Origin of the sequence: Protofrankia sp. CiP1_Cm_nod2 (assembly GCF_920664355.1) — a bacterium.
Classification (GTDB): domain Bacteria; phylum Actinomycetota; class Actinomycetes; order Frankiales; family Frankiaceae; genus Protofrankia.
In genome coordinates, this window is record NZ_CAKKTL010000074.1 from 5,354 (window position 1) to 23,997 (window position 18,644).

Consider the following 18,644-nt stretch of genomic DNA (forward strand, 5'->3'; position numbering starts at 1 on the left):
CCCTGATCCGGTATGCGTCGGCGAACTCCCGGAAGGCGGCCTCCTCGGTGAGCGTCAGCATCAGCATCGCGAGCAGCGGCAGCCAGAATATGATCACAATACCCACCGGGGCGCTCAGGAAGAACGTGAGCAGCATGGAGGTCGGCAGGATCAGGCCGGCCAGGGCCTGGAAGAACGGCATCAACAGCAGCTCGGCGGCGAGCACCCGCTGCCGCCAGCCCGGCAGCCGGCGCCAGTCGCCCTTCCGGAAGACCTGGATGAAACCCATCATCCAGCGGGTGCGCTGCACCACGAGTTTCCGCAGGCTTTCCGGCGTCTCCTCCTGGGTGGTCAGCTCGGGATGGTAGAAAACCGCGGTGGTGACGCCGGCCACCGAGGCACGCACACCGAGGTCGCAGTCCTCCGTCAGGCAGGAGACGTCCCAGCCGCCGAGCCGGTCGAGAACCTCGCGCCGGACGAAGACGGTGTTGCCGCCGAGCGGGATGAAATGCGCCTTCGCCTGGTAGCGCAGCCGCGACATGAACCAGATGTAGTATTCCAGGCAGTTACGGGCCCGCCACCATGACGTCCCGCTGTCAGCCCAGTCGACCAGCGCGCGCAGCGTCCCGGCGGATTCCGGCCGCCGCCAGCGGGGGCCGCGGACGTTCATCAGCTGGACGCCGCCCTGAAAGATCCCGGTTCCCGGATGGTGCACGGCCAGTGTGTTGACGTAACCGAGCAGGCCACGGGCGATCAGGGACTCCGCGTCGACGATTCCTATCAGCTCGCCGTGGCAGTGCTTTCGCGCGTCCTCGAGGGAGAGCGGTTTGCTCCGCTGCGCGCCGCTGGGCGTGACAATTCGTACGTTGGGGTACCGGCCGGCGAATTCCTGGGCCACCTCGCGGGTCTCCCGGTCGAGGTCGTCGTCCGACACGACGACGACAAGCTCGAACAGACGCGACGGATAGTCGCCGGCGAGCAGCTGGGTCAGCGTGCGCCCGAGAACGGGTTCCTGCCGGGCGGGCACGATCAGCGAGAAGGTGTACCGGGGGGACTCCTGATCCTCCAGGTCGACGTGGTCGACCCGGTCGGGCAGCTGCCAGCCGTACTGTGCCCGCACCAGCGTCAGGCCGGCGATCAGCAGCATCGACAGCGACACCGCCGTCCAGATACCGACCGCTATGTCTCCGCGACCGCGGTACAGCGCCTGCGCCGTTTCCGCGAACGGCGGCCACGCGGGCAGCAGCAGGACACCGTGCAGAACACGGACGGACGCCGTTGTCAGAGTGGAGCCGAAGACGAACCAGTAACACACCAGCAGGTGCGTGGAAACCACCAGAAGGGCGCAGAGCGCGGCGGCCAGCAGATTACGTGGGCCGGCCTGCCCCGTCGACGGGGAACTGGCCGCCAGCTCCGTCAGCGCGGTGAACAGCAGCCAGCCGACCGATTCGGCCGAGACCCGCGCGATGACGAGCCTGAGCCGGCTGCCTTCGCGCCCGCGCCAGGTGAAGCCGCGGTCCAGGCCCCACAGCAGGCCGGTCGCGGCGGCCACCGAAAACACGTAGCCGGACCGTCCCCAGGCCCCGAAGAAACAGCCGGCGAAAGCCATCAGCGCGACCCGTGCGGCAGCGCTCGTCCCACCGGCCACGATGAGACGCAACTGCCCTGGCATCCTCGTCAGGAAAGCGTGAAGCGACGGTGGCGCGGCAAGCGCCTGGTTGAGGTTCACTGATCCCTACCTGAGTGGTCGGTACGAACGGCCGGCATCGACCGGGCGGCAACGGCCGGGCGGCAACGGCCGGGCGGCAACGGCCCGGGACCGGGCACGAGGACCGGGCATGACGGCCCGCTGTTCTCCCGGGCCTCCTCACGGGCGTTCTCCCGGAGCGGTCACCAGCCTCGGCAGATCGGCCGCGTAGTCGGCAACCGTGGAACTGGCGAAATAGAGAACGTGTTGGACGTCGTCGGCGCCGTACGCGGCGACCTGGGCCGCGTGCGCCACGTCGTACTGGCCGCCGGGCGCCTGCCGCGTCCGCGCGAGCGGTATGCCCACGGCCTGCTGCGCGGCGTCGATCTGCGCCGGCGAGCCGGTGAGCCCGATGAACGAGGCGTCGAACTGGTCGAGCCACCTGCGGAGCACCTCGGCGGTGTCCCGCCCCGGATCCGTGGTCACGAAGACGACCGTGAGCGCCGGCCCGGCACCGGTGCCGGCCAGCCGTTTGGCGGCGGCGATGTCGGCCATGGTCGTCGGGCAGACGTCCGGGCAGTTCGTGTAGCCGAAGAAGAGCAGGGTGGCCCGGCCGGCGGTCCGCCGCGCGAAGTCGAAACCGTTCCCGGCGGTGTCCAGCAGGGTGAACGACGGCCGGGAGCGGGAGACCTTCGGGACGGTCCCGTGCCAGCCGCCGGTGGCCGTGGCGACAGCCGCCGGCGGCCGTACCGGCGGGCTGCCGGCGGGGTGCGTGGGCTCGCCCGTGGCGCAGCCGGCGCTGCCGGCCAGACAGACGGCCAGACAGAGCAGCGCCACGGCGGCGGATCCGCGCGGGGCCCGCCTCACGGCGTCGGCCCGGCCGGTGCATCGCAGGGGGGCATGTTCCTGGCCTTTCTGAACGGCTGACCGGATCGGGACAGCAGAGCTGTGCCACGGGCCGCGGACCCGTGGCCCGTGGCCCGTTTCCGGCCATGGACAACAGGTGCGGGCCGACGGGATTTCCGCGCCCGGGATTTCGGCGGGCCGGCCCGGCCGGTCGCCGGGAATCCGGGGAATCCAGGGAATCGGGGAAATCGGGGAGGACTCGCGAGGCCTAGTCGGCGCAGACCGTGGTGCCGCGTGGGGCGGTGCCGCCGGTGCCGGCCAGGTTCTTGGTGTCCGTTCCCGTCACCTTCAACGGCCCGAAGCCGGACTTCCGCAGGAACGCACAGTTGACCGGAGCACCACCGGGGGCGACCTTCGGGACGCAGACGTTCGAGTTGTCGCCGGCGTTCACATAGTTGTGGTCGCAGCCGTCCACCCACAGTGTCGCGGGTGACGGCCGGCCGTTTCCGTGCGGCTGGATCCGGCCGCTGAGATCCCGGTTACCGGCCCCGAGCGTGTGCTTGGCCGCGACCGGCCGGGCATCATCGCCGGCACCGGCCGGCTGGCCGAGAACACCGGCCGCCCACAGGCCGGCGACGAGCAGGCCCACCGTGAGAAACACCGTCGCCGCGCTGAGAAGGATTTTCCGTCGGGTCATCCGACATGCACCCACTTCGCCACGGATGGTACTCCGTTCATATCCTGGGCGAACATCATGTAGTAACCGGCAGGAATGATGTTCGGATTACTCGGGACCGTCACGCTGATGTTCGGCCCGGTGCCGGTTATCGGCAGGTCGACGCTGCGCTGGTTCGGGTCCGACTGGTGGGTCACCGACGCCGGGCGGATCAGCGTGACCCGGCCGATGTTCCCGCTCACGGCCAGGTTCTGCGTCGACCCGAGGTCGAACTGCTCGGCGGCGGCGGTGATGGCCGGCCGCGGCCTCGACATGTACCAGGGGGAGTAGACCGAGATACCCAGGTCGAATGCCCCGGTCGCCGGGTTGTTCCCGATCGACGCCACCCGGCCGTCCGGCAGGAGGAAGGACTCCGAGTGGTACATCCGTGCCAGCGGGTCGGCCGGCATCGGCGTGAGCGTGTTGGTGACCGGATCGTACATCGACGCCTCGTGCACGGCGTACTCGGAATAGTTGTGTTTCGCCCCGCCGGTCTCGAACACCTTTCCGTCGGGCAGGATGACGGCGCTGACATACATCTTGGCCGCCGGCAGGTCCGGCCCGGCCGTCCACTGCGGGTCCTGCTGGCGCAGGTCGATGACGTCCGTGTGACTGGTCGGGCCGAGGTCGCTGTAGGTGTTCCCGCCGCCGAAGTCGGCCACCTTCTGGGCCTGGGCCGGCGGCAGCAGCACCGTCGCGCCCTGGTCCCGGAAGTCGATGTCCCGCAGGCCCGGGACATCTGTGATCGTCCCGGTGGCGATGTCGTAGATCTCCGATCCCGAGGTGTTCGGCAGCGCGTTGCCGAAGGTGTGCGTCCCGGCGTAGAAGAGCCGGCCGTCCGCCATCAGCACCATGTTCGGGTAGAGGCCCCAGTAGAAGTATGTCTGCGGTACCTCGTTGAAGGGCTTCCACTGGCCCTTCCGGGAGTCGAACATCTCGACGGCGACGTTTCCGGAGCCGTTCTCGTTGAGCCCGCCGGTCGCGAACACCGAACCGTCGCCGAGGTTCACCAGGGACGGGTACCAGTGCCCGCCGCCCGGCATGTCGTCGATCTTCGTATAGGTGTTCGTCATCGGGTCGAAGATGTAGCTGATGGCCAGGCCCTTGTAGTTACTGGTCGGCGTCGGGTACTCCAGGGTCCCGCCCGCGAGCAGAATCCGTCCGTCGGGGAGCTGGGTGTGCCCGGCGCAGAAAATGTCCTCCTGGGTGGGCACGTCGACGAACTCACCGGTCGTCGGGTTCCACACCTTCGAGACGAACTGGTTGTTCGTCGCCGCGGCCCCGTCGTTGCCGGAGCCGGCGACGAGCAGCACGTTCCCGGTGCGCAGCACGGTGGCGTGCACCGAGCGCACCGGCGACTGGTAGGGCAGGACCTGCCAGGAGCCCTGGCAGCCACCCGTGCAGCCACCCGGTGGCGGCGGAGGTACCGGCCCGGGATCTCCGCCCCCGCTGTAGCCGGCACGCACCAGCCCGCCGCCGACACCCTGGTAGTACTCGACGGTCACCTTGTGCGTTCCGGCGGCGACGGGCCTGGTCGCTGTGAAGGTGCTCGCCCCCTGGTCCCGCCATTCGTCGATGACGGGGGCGTCGTCGAGATAGACCCGGATTCCGTCGTCGGCCGTGGCCGTGAACGTATAGTTCCCGGCCGCGAACAGCGCGTTTCTGGTCCACCGGACGGAATATCCCGTACCGCCGATGCCACCGGTCCCCGGACCGGTCTCCCCCCAGTCGAACCTGATGGTGCCGTCGCACCGTGAGTCGGCCGGCGGCCCCGTCAGCGCCGGGTTGGCGAAATAGTCGCCGGCCCATTCCTCGGGCGCGCAGGTGACGGCCTTCGCCGGTTCCGGGGCTATGACGACGACGGCGACCAGTTGGACGGCGGCCGTGGCGAGCAGCGCGGCGAGCACGCGACGCCGGCCGGTCCGCCGCCGTTTTCCGGGCCCGGTCACGCCTCGGCCTCCCCCATCGCGCCAGTTCCCGTCGCGCCGGCGGCCGCGTGGCGGCCATCTCGGGAATGCCTGCGGGCCGGCCGCTGGCGCTCGCTGTAGATGATCCTGTCGACCAGCACGTAACGAACGGAGACAGCGACCGCCAGTGTCGCGAACGTGGCTGCCGGAACGCTTGTGTGCCACCGGTCGACGAACAGCCCGAGCAGTGGCAGCCGGATGACGAGGTCCAGGTTGTTCAGCACCGCGAAAGGCACGTACCGACGGGCCCTGGACCGGTTCCCGCCTTCCCAGACCAGCAGGTCGCAGCCGATGAAATTCCAGAGGATGGCAAGCTGCGTGGCGAGCACGGCGGCCGCCATGTAATGCATTCCGGCGTGGTGCAGAAGGGCGGTCCCGGCAATGTTCGGCAGGGTTCCGGAGGCGCCTACGAGAGCGAATCTCGCCGCCCTCGGCACCCGCAGCGAGAACAGCCGCCGGGCGAACCGGACACCCTCCGACACCGACGCGTTCGACTCGCCGGCGTGCCGTTCACCGAAGACGTAGCCGACCTCGACGACACGCAGCCGGCCGGTGCGCACCAGCAGCTCGAGCAGGATCTTGTAGCCGTCCGGGCGGAGCCGGTCGAGGTCCAGCGCGGCGACCCGGACGAGGAAGAAACCGCTCATCACGTCCGAGACACCACGCAGCCGCAGCGGGAAGACGAGCCGGGACAGCAGGTTCGCGCCGGAGGACACCAGCCGGCGCGCTCCGTTGGCAAGCCCCGAGGCACTTCCCCCGTTGACGTACCGGCTGCCGATGACCACGTCGACATCGCCGCTGACAGCCGCGGCAAGCAGCTCGGGAACGACCTCGGGCGGATGCTGGAGGTCGCCGTCGAGAACGACGGCGTAGTCGGCATGGCACAACCGGATGCCCTCGGTGACGGCTCCCCCGAGGCCACCCGCCCGGTGGGGCGCGGGCCGGTGATGGACCCGGACCCGCATCCGGACGGAACGACGCAGCCCCATGGCGATCTCAGGCGTGTTGTCGTCCGAGTCGTCCACGAAGATGACCTCGCTGGGCAGCCCGGCCAGCGCGGCGTCGAGGCGGCGCAGCAGCGGCTCGACGTTCGCCGCCTCGTTCCTGGTGGGCACCACGACCGAGACGACCACCCGTTCGTCCGGCCGGTAACCGGGAAAGGATGTGGTGGGCGTGGCCGAAAGCACCGCCGAGGAAGCTCGCGGCCGTGGCACCAGGTCTGCCAGGTCTGCCAGGTGGGCATCGAAGACACGCTCGTCAGGCACACTCATCCGCTGATCTCCCCTGGTTCGCGGTGGCCGGCCACCGCGGCCGGCCACCGCGTACACGAGTTGCCGCGACCGGTTTCCCGGTACGGCGTATGAAATGTTGGCGCGGCCGCTTCCCGGCATATGCCGTTTCCCGGCGTATGCCGTCCGGTCGGCCGCGGAGTGCGCGGTCGTACTTTTCCGCCCGCTCGGCGGCCGACCGGAGCCCGGGCGGCCGAGGAACGTGCGATCGTGCTCTTTTTCGCGCCCGGGGTCCCACCCGGGTCTCCGGAAAGGCCGGTCCGGCTGGTCCGGGCGGCTCGGCGGCTCCGGGCGGTCCAGGCGGCTCGGCAAAGCCCGGGACACCCGGAGCGACGGAGAACCGAAAATGACGTGTGTTGTTATTGCTCTTCCGGGTCCGGGCCTTCCGCCGGCCGGGAGAATCCGCCGTGCGCGCCGGTACGGAAGAAAACTGGTTACGCGGGCCCGGCCCACGTGAAAAGCATGCCGACCACCGTGGCCCGGAACACGGTGGGCCAGGCCCGCGGAACTTCAGCCCGTTGGTCCGGTCACGGCACGACGACGGCGAAACGAACTAGGAATACAACCCCCCGGATCCACTCCGGTGACGCAAATCGTGATCGGTGTGCAGCGAACGTATCAGGAGACGATCGAGACCTGGACGGCCATCGGTGTGACACGTGCGTGCCGGACGGCATCCAGCAGCGGCGAACGTGCTGTAAAAACCAGCGAAACTACTCTCGGTTATTGCTCGACGTGCGGAAACTACCAACAGTAATCAGTCTTGTTTCCGTAATCACGCACCGATTACAAGCTATGAACCGTGCCACAACAGGCGCCATCGGGCTCCGCACAGACGTTCGCCATGCCCGTTCCGGACGTCTACCGGGCAGGCCACTCCGGAACACCCGTGGGAAGACGGGCACCACGCACCACGAATGCACCACGACATGCACGGCGGCATGCACAACGACATGCACGGCGGCATGCGGTGACATGTGGCGGCACGCACGGCGGCAGGACGGATTTACGACAGTCTTGCCCAGTCCAGGCCGTCCTCGAGGAACGCCGCCATCGGCTTGACCGGATCGACGAGCCAGCGCTCCGGCGGCGCGCCGAGCCGGCCGGCGCGGCGCGGCGAGCCGGCCGGCTCGGGCAGGCCCTGCCCGCTGGACAGGCCACGGTCGGCCAGCCAGGCGGCGAACTCCGGAGCCGGGCGCAGCCCGAAGAGGTCCCGTACCCCGATCGCGTCGTCGACGCCTGTCGTCCCCCGGCCGGCCGCCTGGCCGGACCCGGTCGCCTGCCTGGGCACGGGACGGCCGGGAGGCACGCCCGCCGCATGGTTGCAGCCGGCGGCGGCCAGCAGCATCAGCAGATCGTCACCGGTGTTCCGGCCGTCGTCGGCCCGGCCGGCGCAGAAGACGTCGCAGCCCATCGGCAGGCCCAGCAGCTTGCCGACGAAATGATCCTCCAGCCCGGCCCGGATGACCTGTCGAGGATCGGACAGATGGTCCACACCACCGAACCCGACCACGGAGTTCACCAGAAAAGGATCGAAGGCACGGGCGACCCCGTACGCCCGCGCGGAAATCGTGAGCTGGTCCAGGCCGTGATGCGCCTCCACCGGGAACGCGCTGCCCTGCCCGACCGCGAAGTACATCACCTGGTCGCCGACGAAGTCACCGGCCCGGTCCCGATGATGTTCGAGAACGGCCCGCCGGCCGGCCTCCAGCAGGTCCAGCTCCACCCCGAAGGCCCGGTTCGCGCTTTCCGTCCCCCCGAGCCGGCTGAACAGCAGGTCGAGGGGCGCGCCCGCCTCCATCGCGGCGAGCTGGGTGACGAGCCGCCCGAGAACGCAGGTCTGGGTCGGCACCTCGAGCTGCCTGACGAGCGAGCCGAGCCCACGCAGGGCCCGCTCCAGCCGGGCGGCCGACTCCATGGACGTGTCCACCTCGAGCACGGCGTCGCCGCGGCCGGACATCAGGCCGTCCAGTGCCGGCAGCAGGATGCCCTCAAGGTCGTCCAGCGGATGGTTCAGGCGGACGTGTACTCCGAACACGCCTGTCTCACCCATGGTGTTCCGGCAGCGGGTGACCGTCCGCAGCGGTTTCGCGGCGATGACCAGCTCCCGGTCACTCATGATTTTGGTGACCGCCGCGGCCACCTCTGGCGTTATCCCGCCGGCCAGGCCGGAATGCCACCGCACGGGAAAGTCCGGCCGCAGCACCAGATCGCGGAACTCCCCGACGGTCAGGCAGGACAGTGCGCCGAAGCACTCCGCGTCGTGGACACCGACGATCAGGTCGGTGACGGCGTCGTCGATCAGCGGTGTCGCGACGATCTCCGACAGCCGGACGTCGGCGAGCGCCTGCCTGGCCGCCAGCCGTTCGGCCGGCGAGTACGCCGCGAGGCCCGCCATCCGGTCGCCGGCCTTCTCCTCACCCGCCTTGGCGAACAGTTCCGCCAGATCCGCGAACACGTACCGCTCACCATGCACGACCGAATGGAAACCCACGGCCCATCCTCTCTATGCCGGTTTATGCCGGCCCCGGGTTGCGGCCACCACTCCCGGCTCCGGGAGCATCGCACGGCCGCTGACGGCCGACGACGACAGCCATACGCCGAAGCGCTGACGGCCCGTGACATCAGCCCCGATCTTCGGCGTCACCGGCCTCGATCACGGCACTCAGCAGAGCATCGACGTCACTCGCCGTGGCAGCCGGGTTCAGCAGGGTCAGCTTGAGGTGGACCGAGCGGTCCGGCCCGAGCTCTGTGCGTCCCACGACGGCCCGGCCGGAGTCCAGCAGCCGTCGCCGCAACCGGGCGTTGATCCCGTCGACGTCGACGCTACCGGCGGCGGGGCCGGCGGCGGGGCCGCCACCGGTGGCAGCTACTGGCAGATAGCCATCGGCGGCGGCGGCTGGCGGACGGTCGGTGGCGGCTGGCGGACGGCGGGCGGCGGCGGCTGGCAGATAGCGGAAGACGACCGTGCTGAGGGTCACCGGCGCGGCCAGCTCCAGGCGCGGATGGGCGCTGATCCGCGCGGCGGCGTGGCGGGCCAGGTCATGGCAGGCGTCCACCAGCCGGCCGAGCCCGTGGCGTCCCAGCGCCTGGAGCGTCACGGCGATCTTGAAGGCGTCGGCGCGCCGGCTGGTGCGCAGCGAGCGCCCGAGCAGGCTCGGATAGCCGGCCAGCGTGTCGTCGGCCGCGTTGAGGTAGGCGACCTCGTCCGCCAGCGCCGCCCAGCCGCTCGCGTCCCGGGTGAGCAGGACCCCGGCCGCTATCGGCTGCCAGCCCAGTTTGTGCAGGTCGAGGGCGACCGAGTCCGCCTCGGCGATCCCGTCGAGCAGCGGGGCGAGCCGGTCCGACAGCAGCGCCCCGCCGCCGTAGGCCGCGTCCACGTGCAGCCAGGCGCCGTGCGCGCGGGCCACCTCGGCCACCGCCCGCAGCGGGTCGATCGCGCCCACGTCGGTCGTGCCGGCGGTCGCGACGACCACCGGGGCGAGCCGCCGGCCGACGCGGCCGGCGTCGTGCCGGGCACGCGAGACCGCGGTGTCCAGGGCGGACGGGTCGAGCCGGTGCGCACCGTCGGTCACGACCGGTACCACCGCGTCCGGCTCCAGGCCGAGCACCGCGGCGGCCCGTCCGATCGAGAAGTGTGCCGCGGACGAGCAGAACACCCGCACGGCCGGCTGCCCCAGCGCGCCGGTGCCCCCCACGGACGCGCCCGGCGGAACCGGGCCCGAGGGAGCCGGGGCCGGCGGAAGAGGGCCCGATGGGGCCGTGCCCGGCGGAGATGAGGCCGTGCCCGGCGGAGCAGAGCCTGATGGAGCCGGGGCTGATGGAGCCGGGGCTGATGGAGCCGGGCCCGAGGCGCGGAGGGTGTCGCGGGCCAGCATCAGCGCGGTGAGGTTGGACGCCGTGCCGCCGGTGGTGATCGCGCCGGTGGCCACGGCGGGATCGAACCCGACCAGCCCGGCGAGCGTGGCGACGACCTCGGTCTCCAGCGCGGTGGCCGCGGGCGCCTGGTCCCACGAGTCCAGGGACGGGTTCAGCGCCGAGACCACCAGGTCGGCGGCGACGGCGACGGCGAGCGGCGGGCAGTGCAGGTGGGCCGCGCAGGCCGGATCGGCCGGATCGACCGCCCCCCGCGCGAGCATGCGGGCGAGCCCGGACAGGGCGGCGGACGCGCCGATCCCCTCGGCGGGAAGCGTCCAGCGGGACGGGACGGGACGCGCCCGGGCCCCGGGTGCGCCCGAAGCATGACCGGGGCCGGCTCGGCCCGTCAGCGCGTCGTGGACCCAGCCGGTCACATCCGCCGGCCCGCCGGGCGGCAGAGGGCCGCCGCGAGCCGTCGTCCCGGCCGCGAGCCCGTCCAGCGCGATGGCCACCAGCGACCGCAGCCGGTCGACTCCACCGGCCCCACCTGCCAGCCCGGCATCGGCCAACCAGGCATCCGCCTGGTCGGCGCCGGCCGGCACAGCGCGGCCCAACGCGCCACCAGCCGGCACAGCGCGGCCCAACGCGCCATCGGCCGGGGTGGCGTGTCCGGCGTCAGCAGGCGCGGCGGACGAACGGCCGTCCCCGGGCGGGATGGTCACGGTGCCGTCCCGACCGTCCCGGCCGGGTGACCGGCCCCAGTGCGCCGCGCGCGCTCCGCGAGCCCGAGCCCGAGCCCGTGGCCGTGGCCGTGGCGCAACTGCGCCGGAGCGACACATCCCACTGTTGTGACTGGCGAGTTGACGTCCAGCATGAACTTAGGCTTACTTAAGAACATGCGCCATTCCAACGACGGACCGGCGAAACCCACCGCGCTCCCCGTCCCCGACGCGATCCCCGGCCGTGCCAGCACCAGCGGCCACCCCATGAACGGCCGTGTCGCCGGCCTGGTCCCTGGCCTGGTCCCTGGCGATGTTCCCGGCAACCATCGGCGGGCCTGTGCGGCGCCGGCCGGCCGGCCCGGTCGGGAAGCCGTGGCATCCACCCCGCACCCGCCCACCGCCCACCCGTCGCCGGAACCGGTTCCACCCGCCCACATTATGATCATTATAAAGCCCGGCATCCCGGGCCTGCCGTACCGGCACGGCGCACCCAGCACGCCGACGCTCACCGGACACTCCCGGTGAGGACCTGCCACCGGCACGCTCCGCCGGCCGAGAAGTACCCGTGGCCGCTGGCCGAGGAGCACCTGTGGCGGATACCGGGGCGCCAGCCGTCGTGGACCGTGCCGGCACAGGCCCGTCCGCCGCTGGCGGAAACGCTGGAAGCCGCCGCCAGGGTGCTCGACGGGCAGTCGGGACGCATCGGCCGTCCGGGCCGTGACGCCACCGGGTGGCTGTGCTGCGCCGACCTGCTGGCCGACGGCGCGCTCGACCGGGAACTGCGGGCGATGTCCGACGTGTACGGGTACAGCCGGGAGGTCGCGGCCACCCATTTCCTCAGCGCCTACGCCGGTGGCGTGGCCGGGTTCGCCATCGCCGCGTACATGCTGCACAGCCGGGTGCCGGACGTGTGCGCGGCTGGCATGTCCCTGCACGCCGCGCCCGGCGGGTGGTTCGACGTCACGGCTTTTCATTCCGGCCGTGTGACCGTGCTCGCGGACGACCCGGCCCTGCCCGCGGCCGCCCTGCCGGCGACGGGCGATCACCGGCCCGGCCCGCTGGCCGGCCGGCGGGCCGTCGGGGCGAGCGGGGTGAGCGGGGCGAACGGCCCGACAACCAGCCCGACAACCGGCCCGCCGGCCCGCCCGGCAATCGGTGCGGCAATCGACGTGGCCGGCGACCGGGACGCCCTGCGGCAACGGCTGGCGGCCGCCCTGGTCGGGCACTTCGAGCCGCTGGTCCTGGCCCTGCGGGCGCGGGCGCGCCTGGGCCCGTCCGCGTTGTGGGGCATGGTGGCCGCGCAGTGCGGCCGGACGTTCCTGCTGACCGAACGGGTGACCCGGGATCCGGACGTCGGGCGGGTGGAGGCCGACGCCTTCTTCGCCCTCGCCAGCCCGCCGATGCGGGCCCGCCCCGCGTGGTTCGAGTTCGTCCACCGCGGACGCCGGCAGACGGCGATGCGTCGGGGTTCGTGCTGCCTCGCCCACCGGATGAGCTCGCAGTACTGCACCACGTGCCCGTTCACACCCGATTCGGAACGCGAGGCGCGCCTGCGCGAGTGGATAGACACGCAGGGCGATGGCGGACTGGCAGTCGGATAAACGCCGGCGGGCCCACAGTTTGATGCCACGGGTAACTATATAGTGACCGAAAGGCCCCGCCGGTCACGGCGACAGCATGATCATTCGGCCTTTGACCGCCCGGCACACCCAGCGCACCCAGCGCACCCTTGCCATTCCGTCGGAAGACAGTGACTGCGCGACACGCATCACATGATATAGCTTACCGATTCTATGATTACCCTGAGTAATATTCCATTCCCTGCGCGGCAGCTGGACGCCGGAGCGCTATAGCGGCTGCTTTTCGCGGCCGCTCCGAGCCGGTGACCAGGACGGTGGGGCGGAGCGCCTCCTGGCCACCCGCCGCCGCCCGCCACCCGCCGCCACCCGCTGACGCTGGCCGACGCTGGCCGGGGACTGCCCACTCACCCCTGCCGGGTGGAGGCCTCCCCCGGTGACCGCGAGATTTCGTTCTGCTCTCGGCGGAACAGCAGGACGGAATCCCCCCTGGTCCGCCACCGTTGTTTCAGGCGTCTTCGCTGGTGGACCGGTCGCCCAGATCGGTCCGCCGTCCACGACGAAGAGGGCGGGGCCGGCGGGTAGGTTTCCGTTCGATGCGTGAGGTCATGCCTCGGCGGAGCTAGCATGCGGATACCGGCTGCCGTGTGGTCGGTCGCACCGCTCGAAGGAGCGCACATGTTCGAGAGATTCACCGACCGGGCACGTCGGGTCGTCGTCCTGGCACAGGAAGAAGCCAGGATGCTCAACCACAACTACATCGGGACCGAACACATCCTGCTCGGGCTGATCCACGAGGGCGAGGGTGTGGCCGCCAAGGCGCTGGAGTCCCTGGGCATCTCCCTCGAGGGTGTCCGGTCACAGGTCGAGGAGATCATCGGGCAGGGGCAGCAGGCCCCGAGCGGGCACATCCCGTTTACTCCGCGCGCCAAGAAGGTGCTGGAGCTGTCCCTGCGGGAGGCCCTCCAGCTCGGCCACAACTACATCGGCACCGAACACATCCTGCTCGGGCTGATCCGTGAGGGCGAAGGCGTCGCCGCCCAGGTGCTGGTCAAGCTCGGCGCCGACCTCAACCGGGTCCGCCAGCAGGTCATCCAGCTGCTGTCCGGCTACCAGGGCAAGGGCGACCCGGCGACGGCGGGCGCCCCGTCGGAGGGCACTCCGTCCACCTCGCTCGTGCTCGACCAGTTCGGCCGCAACCTCACCGCGGCCGCGCGCGAGTCCAAGCTCGACCCGGTGATCGGGCGCGAGAAGGAGATCGAGCGCGTCATGCAGGTGCTGTCGCGCCGGACCAAGAACAACCCGGTCCTGATCGGGGAGCCCGGCGTCGGCAAGACCGCCGTGGTCGAGGGGCTGGCCCAGGCGATCGTCAAGGGCGAGGTGCCCGAGACGCTCAAGGACAAGCAGCTGTACACGCTCGACCTCGGCGCGCTGGTCGCCGGGTCCCGCTACCGCGGTGACTTCGAGGAGCGGCTGAAGAAGGTCCTCAAGGAGATCCGCACCCGCGGCGACATCATCCTGTTCATCGACGAGCTGCACACGCTCGTCGGCGCGGGTGCCGCCGAGGGCGCGATCGACGCCGCGTCCATCCTCAAGCCGATGCTGGCCCGCGGCGAGCTGCAGACGATCGGTGCCACCACCCTCGACGAGTACCGCAAGCACCTGGAGAAGGACGCCGCGCTCGAGCGGCGGTTCCAGCCGATCCAGGTCGCGGAGCCGTCGGTGGCGCACACCATCGAGATCCTCAAGGGCCTGCGGGACCGCTACGAGGCGCACCACCGCGTGTCGATCACCGACGCCGCACTGGTCGCGGCAGCGTCCCTGGCCGACCGCTACATCTCCGACCGGTTCCTGCCGGACAAGGCGATCGACCTCATCGACGAGGCCGGCTCGCGGATGCGCATCCGCCGGATGACCGCTCCGCCGGACCTGCGCGAGTTCGACGAGCGCATCGCAAACGTCCGCCGGGACAAGGAGTCCGCGATCGACGCGCAGGACTTCGAGAAGGCCGCGTCCCTGCGCGACCGGGAGAAGACCCTGCTGGCGGAGAAGGCCAAGCGGGAGAAGGAGTGGAAGGCCGGCGACATGGACGTCGTCGCCGAGGTCGGGGACGAGGAGATCGCCGAGGTCCTGGCGATCTGGACGGGCATCCCGGTGTTCAAGCTCACCGAGGAGGAGACCGCCCGCCTCCTGCGCATGGAGGACGAGCTGCACCGCCGTGTCATCGGCCAGCAGCAGGCGATCAAGGCTGTCTCCCAGGCGATCCGGCGTACCCGGGCGGGCCTGAAGGACCCGAAGCGTCCCGGCGGTTCGTTCATCTTCGCCGGCCCGTCCGGTGTCGGTAAGACCGAGCTGTCCAAGACGCTGGCGGAGTTCCTCTTCGGCGACGAGGACGCGCTGATCCAGCTCGACATGTCCGAGTACATGGAGAAGCACACCGTCTCCCGGCTGGTGGGCTCCCCGCCCGGCTACGTCGGCTACGAGGAGGGCGGCCAGCTCACCGAGCGGGTCCGGCGCAAGCCGTTCTCGGTCGTGCTGTTCGACGAGGTCGAGAAGGCGCACCCGGACGTGTTCAACACCCTCCTGCAGATCCTGGAGGACGGCCGGCTGACCGACTCGCAGGGCCGGCTGGTCGACTTCAAGAACACCGTCCTGATCATGACCTCGAACCTGGGCACCCGGGACATCTCCAAGGGCCCGGGCATCGGGTTCGCGACCGGCGCGGGCGCCATCGACTACGAGCGGATGAAGGCGAAGGTCCAGGACGAGCTCAAGCAGCACTTCCGGCCCGAGTTCCTCAACCGGATCGACGACATCATCGTCTTCCACCAGCTGTCCGAGGCCGAGATCATCCAGATCGTCGACCTCATGCTGGCCCGAGTGGACGTCCAGTTGAAGAACAAGGACATGGCGCTCGAGCTCACCCCGGCGGCGAAGGCGCTGCTGGCCAAGAAGGGCTACGACCCGGTGCTCGGCGCCCGGCCGCTGCGCCGGACGATCCAGCGGGAGATCGAGGACGTCCTGTCCGAGAAGATCCTGTACGGGACGCTCAAGCCCGGCGAGATCGTGGTCGGCGACGTCGAGGGCGAGGGCGAGGCGGCGAAGTTCGTCTTCCGCGGCGAACCGAAGCCCACCCAGGTCCCCGACGCCCCTCCGATCGATCTGGCCAAGTCCAGCGAGTAGGAGCGAGCGGGCAGGGCGACAGGTCCACCACGAAGGGGCGGTTCCGCTGCGGCGGGGCCGCCCCTTCGCCGTGGCGAAGCGGTTGGCCTCCGCCACGGCGAAGCGATGACGGAGCCACCGCGGAGCGATGATGGAGCCATGGCGGAGCGATAGCGGAACGCCCGCGACGCCGCCCCTTCACGGCCCGGGGCCGCCCCGGATCATCCAACGCGTTCTGGAGTTCATGGGAACGGACCAGAATGGGTCGAAAGTGTCCCCAAGCAGGCCATGACGGTCCGGCCATGTGGTCACGGCCGGCAGTGAGGAGATCTGTTGGCCCTGCGTGCGGGTACGCCCGTCGAACACCTCCACCTGACCTTCGGGCCGGACCCGGCCGCGTCGATGGCCGTGTCATGGACGACACCGCGGATGGTGCGCCGCCCCCGGGTCCGGTTCGGCAGCACGCCCGGCAGGCTCGACCACGAGGTGCACGCCGTCACCCGCGTCTACACCGACGCCGTCACCGGCGAAGAGGTGATCAACCACCATGCCCTGCTCACCGGGCTGGAGCCGGGCTCCCGTTACCTCTACGAGGTGATCCACGACCGGATCAGCCGCACCAGCGGCGGCACCCTGCGGACCGCGCCACGCGGCCGGGCGCCGTTCACCTTCACCTGCTTCGGCGATCACGGCACCTCGGAGTCCTACGACCCGTTCGGCACGCCGGCGTCCAGGAACGCCGTGACCGGCGTCGACCGGGTCGGTTCGCTGTTCACCCTGGTCGTCGGTGACCTGTCGTACGCGAACCAGCGGCGTAACCCACCGCGGGCGTGGTCCGACTGGTTCAACATGATCGGCTCCTCCGCGCGGCACCACCCGTGGATGCCCGCCGCCGGCAACCACGAGATCGAACGCGGGAACGGCCCGCTGGGCCTGGCCGCCTACCAGAGCCGTTTCCTGCTGCCCGGCAGCACCGTGGATCCCGACGGAACGGGCACGGACGACCCGCTGACGGCGCCGCTGACGGACCTGCTCGGCCTGTGGTACGCCTTCACCGTCGCGAACGTGCGCTTCGTCGTCCTGCAGAACGACGACGTCTGCTATCAGGACGCCGGCACGGTGTACATCCGCGGTTACAGCGGCGGGCGGCAACGGGCCTGGCTCGAACGGACGCTGCGCCAGGCACGCGCCGACCCGGACATCGACTGGATCATCGTCTGCATGCACCAGACGGCCGTGTCCAGCGCGGCGCAGCACAACGGCGCCGACCTCGGTATCCGGGAGCAGTGGCTGCCGCTGTTCGACACGTTCGGTGTCGATCTCGTCCTGTGCGGGCACGAGCACCACTACGAGCGGACGCATCCGCTGCGTGGCGTGGCCGAAGGATCAGCGACGCTCACCCCGCAGCCCGCCCCGGCCACGGGCAGCCTCGGCAGCCACCTCGACGGGGGCGGCCCAGCGGACGGGGCACGGCAGCGAGCGGGCGGCAGCGGCAGCAGTAATGGCAGCGGCGACGAGGAACCTGGCGGAGGGACTGGCAGCGGCGCTGGCGCCGAGGTCGTGGACACCTCGCACGGGACAGTCCACATGGTCCTGGGCACGGGGGGCTCGTCGTCGCCGTCGGCCAGCAAGCTGCTCGACCCGCCCGCCGGCCGGGTGATCATCGGCGTGGAACCGCGGGAGTCCGATCCCGCCCGGTTCCGCTCGGTCCACGCCCTTGAGCCGGCGCCGTGGCTGGCCCTGCGGGCGCCGGACCATCCGTACGCGTTCGCGGGCTTCGAGGTCGATCCGGGGGCGGATGCGGGCCTGACCAGCATCCGGGTGACCGTGTACGACCACGCGACCTCCACCCCCCTGCCCTTCGACACGTTCACGCTGGTCAGGCCCTGTGCGGCCGGCGCCGGCCGAGCCGGTGACACCGGCCGCGGGGACACGGCCGGCAGCCCTCCCACACCCCTGGATGACCCGTCCACGCCGGTGTGTGCACCGCAACCGTAGACTGGCAGGAAGCGGCGGGGACTGCCGGAACCGGCTGTGGCCTGTCCGGCTGGACGCTGTCGGCCCTCGCGCCGCGCGGCGTCCACGCGGTGAATCATTCATGGCACGATCGCCTGGCGGACACTTTCGCCCGGCGTGCCCAGGAATTACCGGCCAGATTTCTCCCGGCCTGCGCCCGTGATGTGTTCATGACCGCCGCCGGCCGGGCGCCGAGCGGGTACGGATCGTACGCCGTCCCGGCCGTGCGCGCTTTAACCTCTACCGCCGGAAATCACTCCGTAACACCAACGGACCAGTCATCCGACCGAATCCATGGTCGTGGACAGCCGTCGTCGCCGGCATCCGGCCGCCGGCCCACCAGCCCGTCCACCTCTCGGCCATACGGCGGTGTCCTGATGGTCATACGACGGTACCCCGCCCGAGATCCGCAGGTCACGACGCTGCCGGGCGGCCACCGAAAAACAACAACCACAAACCTCAACAGCATCAACGCCCAATCGACCGTTGGCTTTATTGCGCGGCCGGAGGATAGCGAGAGGCCGACGCAATCCGCAGTACTTGTTCCGTCACGGGCCCTGTCGTACGCTGCACGCGCGACAACCATCCGGTGATTCCGTCCGGACGAAATACCGATGTGCGGGCTCCCGGCGGGCCAGTCATTGTCACCCACCGGGCTGTCCGGGTGGATGAAGGAAGACGCTTCCCCGCATCGACGCTTGAGGAGGCCGGGCGTTGAGAGAGCCCAGCGGTGTACCCGGGCGGTCGTGCGCGGGCCGGGAGCGGGCGTCCCGGCGGCCTCGACACGCGGCGGCCGCCGCCGTCACCGCCGGCCTCGCGCCCGGCC

10 protein-coding genes are annotated in these 18,644 nt (G+C 70.8%); 3 read left to right on the forward strand and 7 right to left on the reverse strand.

Annotation, left to right across the window (positions count from 1 at the left end; all coding sequences use genetic code 11):
• The 7 genes from NBW84_RS10660 to NBW84_RS10690 form a co-directional block, all read right to left on the reverse strand.
• A partial coding sequence (locus NBW84_RS10660; RefSeq protein ID WP_250284095.1) for a glycosyltransferase occupies positions 1 to 1,639 on the reverse strand: 1,639 nt, incomplete at its 3' end.
• A 207-nt stretch (positions 1,640 to 1,846) separates the two neighbouring features.
• Positions 1,847 to 2,503, reverse strand: a complete 657-nt coding sequence (locus NBW84_RS10665) for an SCO family protein (protein ID WP_250284097.1) — start codon at positions 2,501 to 2,503, stop codon at positions 1,847 to 1,849.
• Positions 2,504 to 2,780: 277 nt separating this feature from the next.
• Positions 2,781 to 3,209 carry a hypothetical protein gene (locus NBW84_RS10670; protein ID WP_250284099.1) on the reverse strand — a complete coding sequence of 143 codons (429 nt, stop codon included), beginning with the start codon at positions 3,207 to 3,209 and terminating at the stop codon, positions 2,781 to 2,783.
• Positions 3,206 to 5,176 (reverse strand): galactose oxidase-like domain-containing protein, encoded by a 1,971-nt coding sequence (locus NBW84_RS10675; RefSeq protein WP_250284100.1) that lies wholly within the window; start codon positions 5,174 to 5,176, stop codon positions 3,206 to 3,208. The genes NBW84_RS10670 and NBW84_RS10675 overlap by 4 nt, the downstream gene beginning before the upstream one ends.
• Positions 5,173 to 6,465 carry a glycosyltransferase gene (locus NBW84_RS10680; protein ID WP_250284102.1) on the reverse strand — a complete coding sequence of 431 codons (1,293 nt, stop codon included), beginning with the start codon at positions 6,463 to 6,465 and terminating at the stop codon, positions 5,173 to 5,175. Before NBW84_RS10680 ends, NBW84_RS10675 begins: the two co-directional genes overlap by 4 nt.
• 1,024 nt (positions 6,466 to 7,489) lie before the next feature.
• Positions 7,490 to 8,977, reverse strand: a complete 1,488-nt coding sequence (gene eutB, locus NBW84_RS10685; RefSeq protein WP_250284104.1) for an ethanolamine ammonia-lyase subunit EutB — start codon at positions 8,975 to 8,977, stop codon at positions 7,490 to 7,492.
• A 130-nt stretch (positions 8,978 to 9,107) separates the two neighbouring features.
• Entirely contained in the window at positions 9,108 to 11,180 is a 2,073-nt protein-coding gene (locus NBW84_RS10690; protein WP_250284105.1) for a pyridoxal-dependent decarboxylase, read from the reverse strand.
• Positions 11,181 to 11,584: 404 nt separating this feature from the next.
• On the opposite strand from NBW84_RS10690, the gene NBW84_RS10695 reads away from it, so the two are divergent.
• From NBW84_RS10695 to NBW84_RS10705, 3 genes are all read left to right on the forward strand, one after another.
• The gene (locus NBW84_RS10695; RefSeq protein WP_250284107.1) at positions 11,585 to 12,664 is read left to right on the forward strand and encodes a ferric iron reductase; all 1,080 of its coding nucleotides are present in this window, start codon (positions 11,585 to 11,587) and stop codon (positions 12,662 to 12,664) included.
• Between the two features lie 654 nt (positions 12,665 to 13,318).
• Positions 13,319 to 15,823, forward strand: a complete 2,505-nt coding sequence (locus tag NBW84_RS10700; RefSeq protein WP_250284109.1) for an ATP-dependent Clp protease ATP-binding subunit — start codon at positions 13,319 to 13,321, stop codon at positions 15,821 to 15,823.
• A gap of 312 nt (positions 15,824 to 16,135) precedes the next feature.
• Positions 16,136 to 17,800, forward strand: a complete 1,665-nt coding sequence (locus NBW84_RS10705) for a purple acid phosphatase family protein (RefSeq protein WP_250284112.1) — start codon at positions 16,136 to 16,138, stop codon at positions 17,798 to 17,800.
• Positions 17,801 to 18,644: the final 844 nt, after the last annotated feature.

Excerpts from the sequence above, each read along its gene's own strand:
- NBW84_RS10690 (WP_250284105.1), bottom strand. The coding sequence starts at position 11,180 with ATGTGTCGCTCCGGCGCAGTTGCGCCACGGCCACGGCCACGGGCTCGG.
- NBW84_RS10670 (WP_250284099.1), bottom strand. The coding sequence starts at position 3,209 with ATGACCCGACGGAAAATCCTTCTCAGCGCGGCGACGGTGTTTCTCACG.
- NBW84_RS10680 (WP_250284102.1), bottom strand. The coding sequence starts at position 6,465 with ATGAGTGTGCCTGACGAGCGTGTCTTCGATGCCCACCTGGCAGACCTG.
- NBW84_RS10700 (WP_250284109.1), top strand. The coding sequence starts at position 13,319 with ATGTTCGAGAGATTCACCGACCGGGCACGTCGGGTCGTCGTCCTGGCA.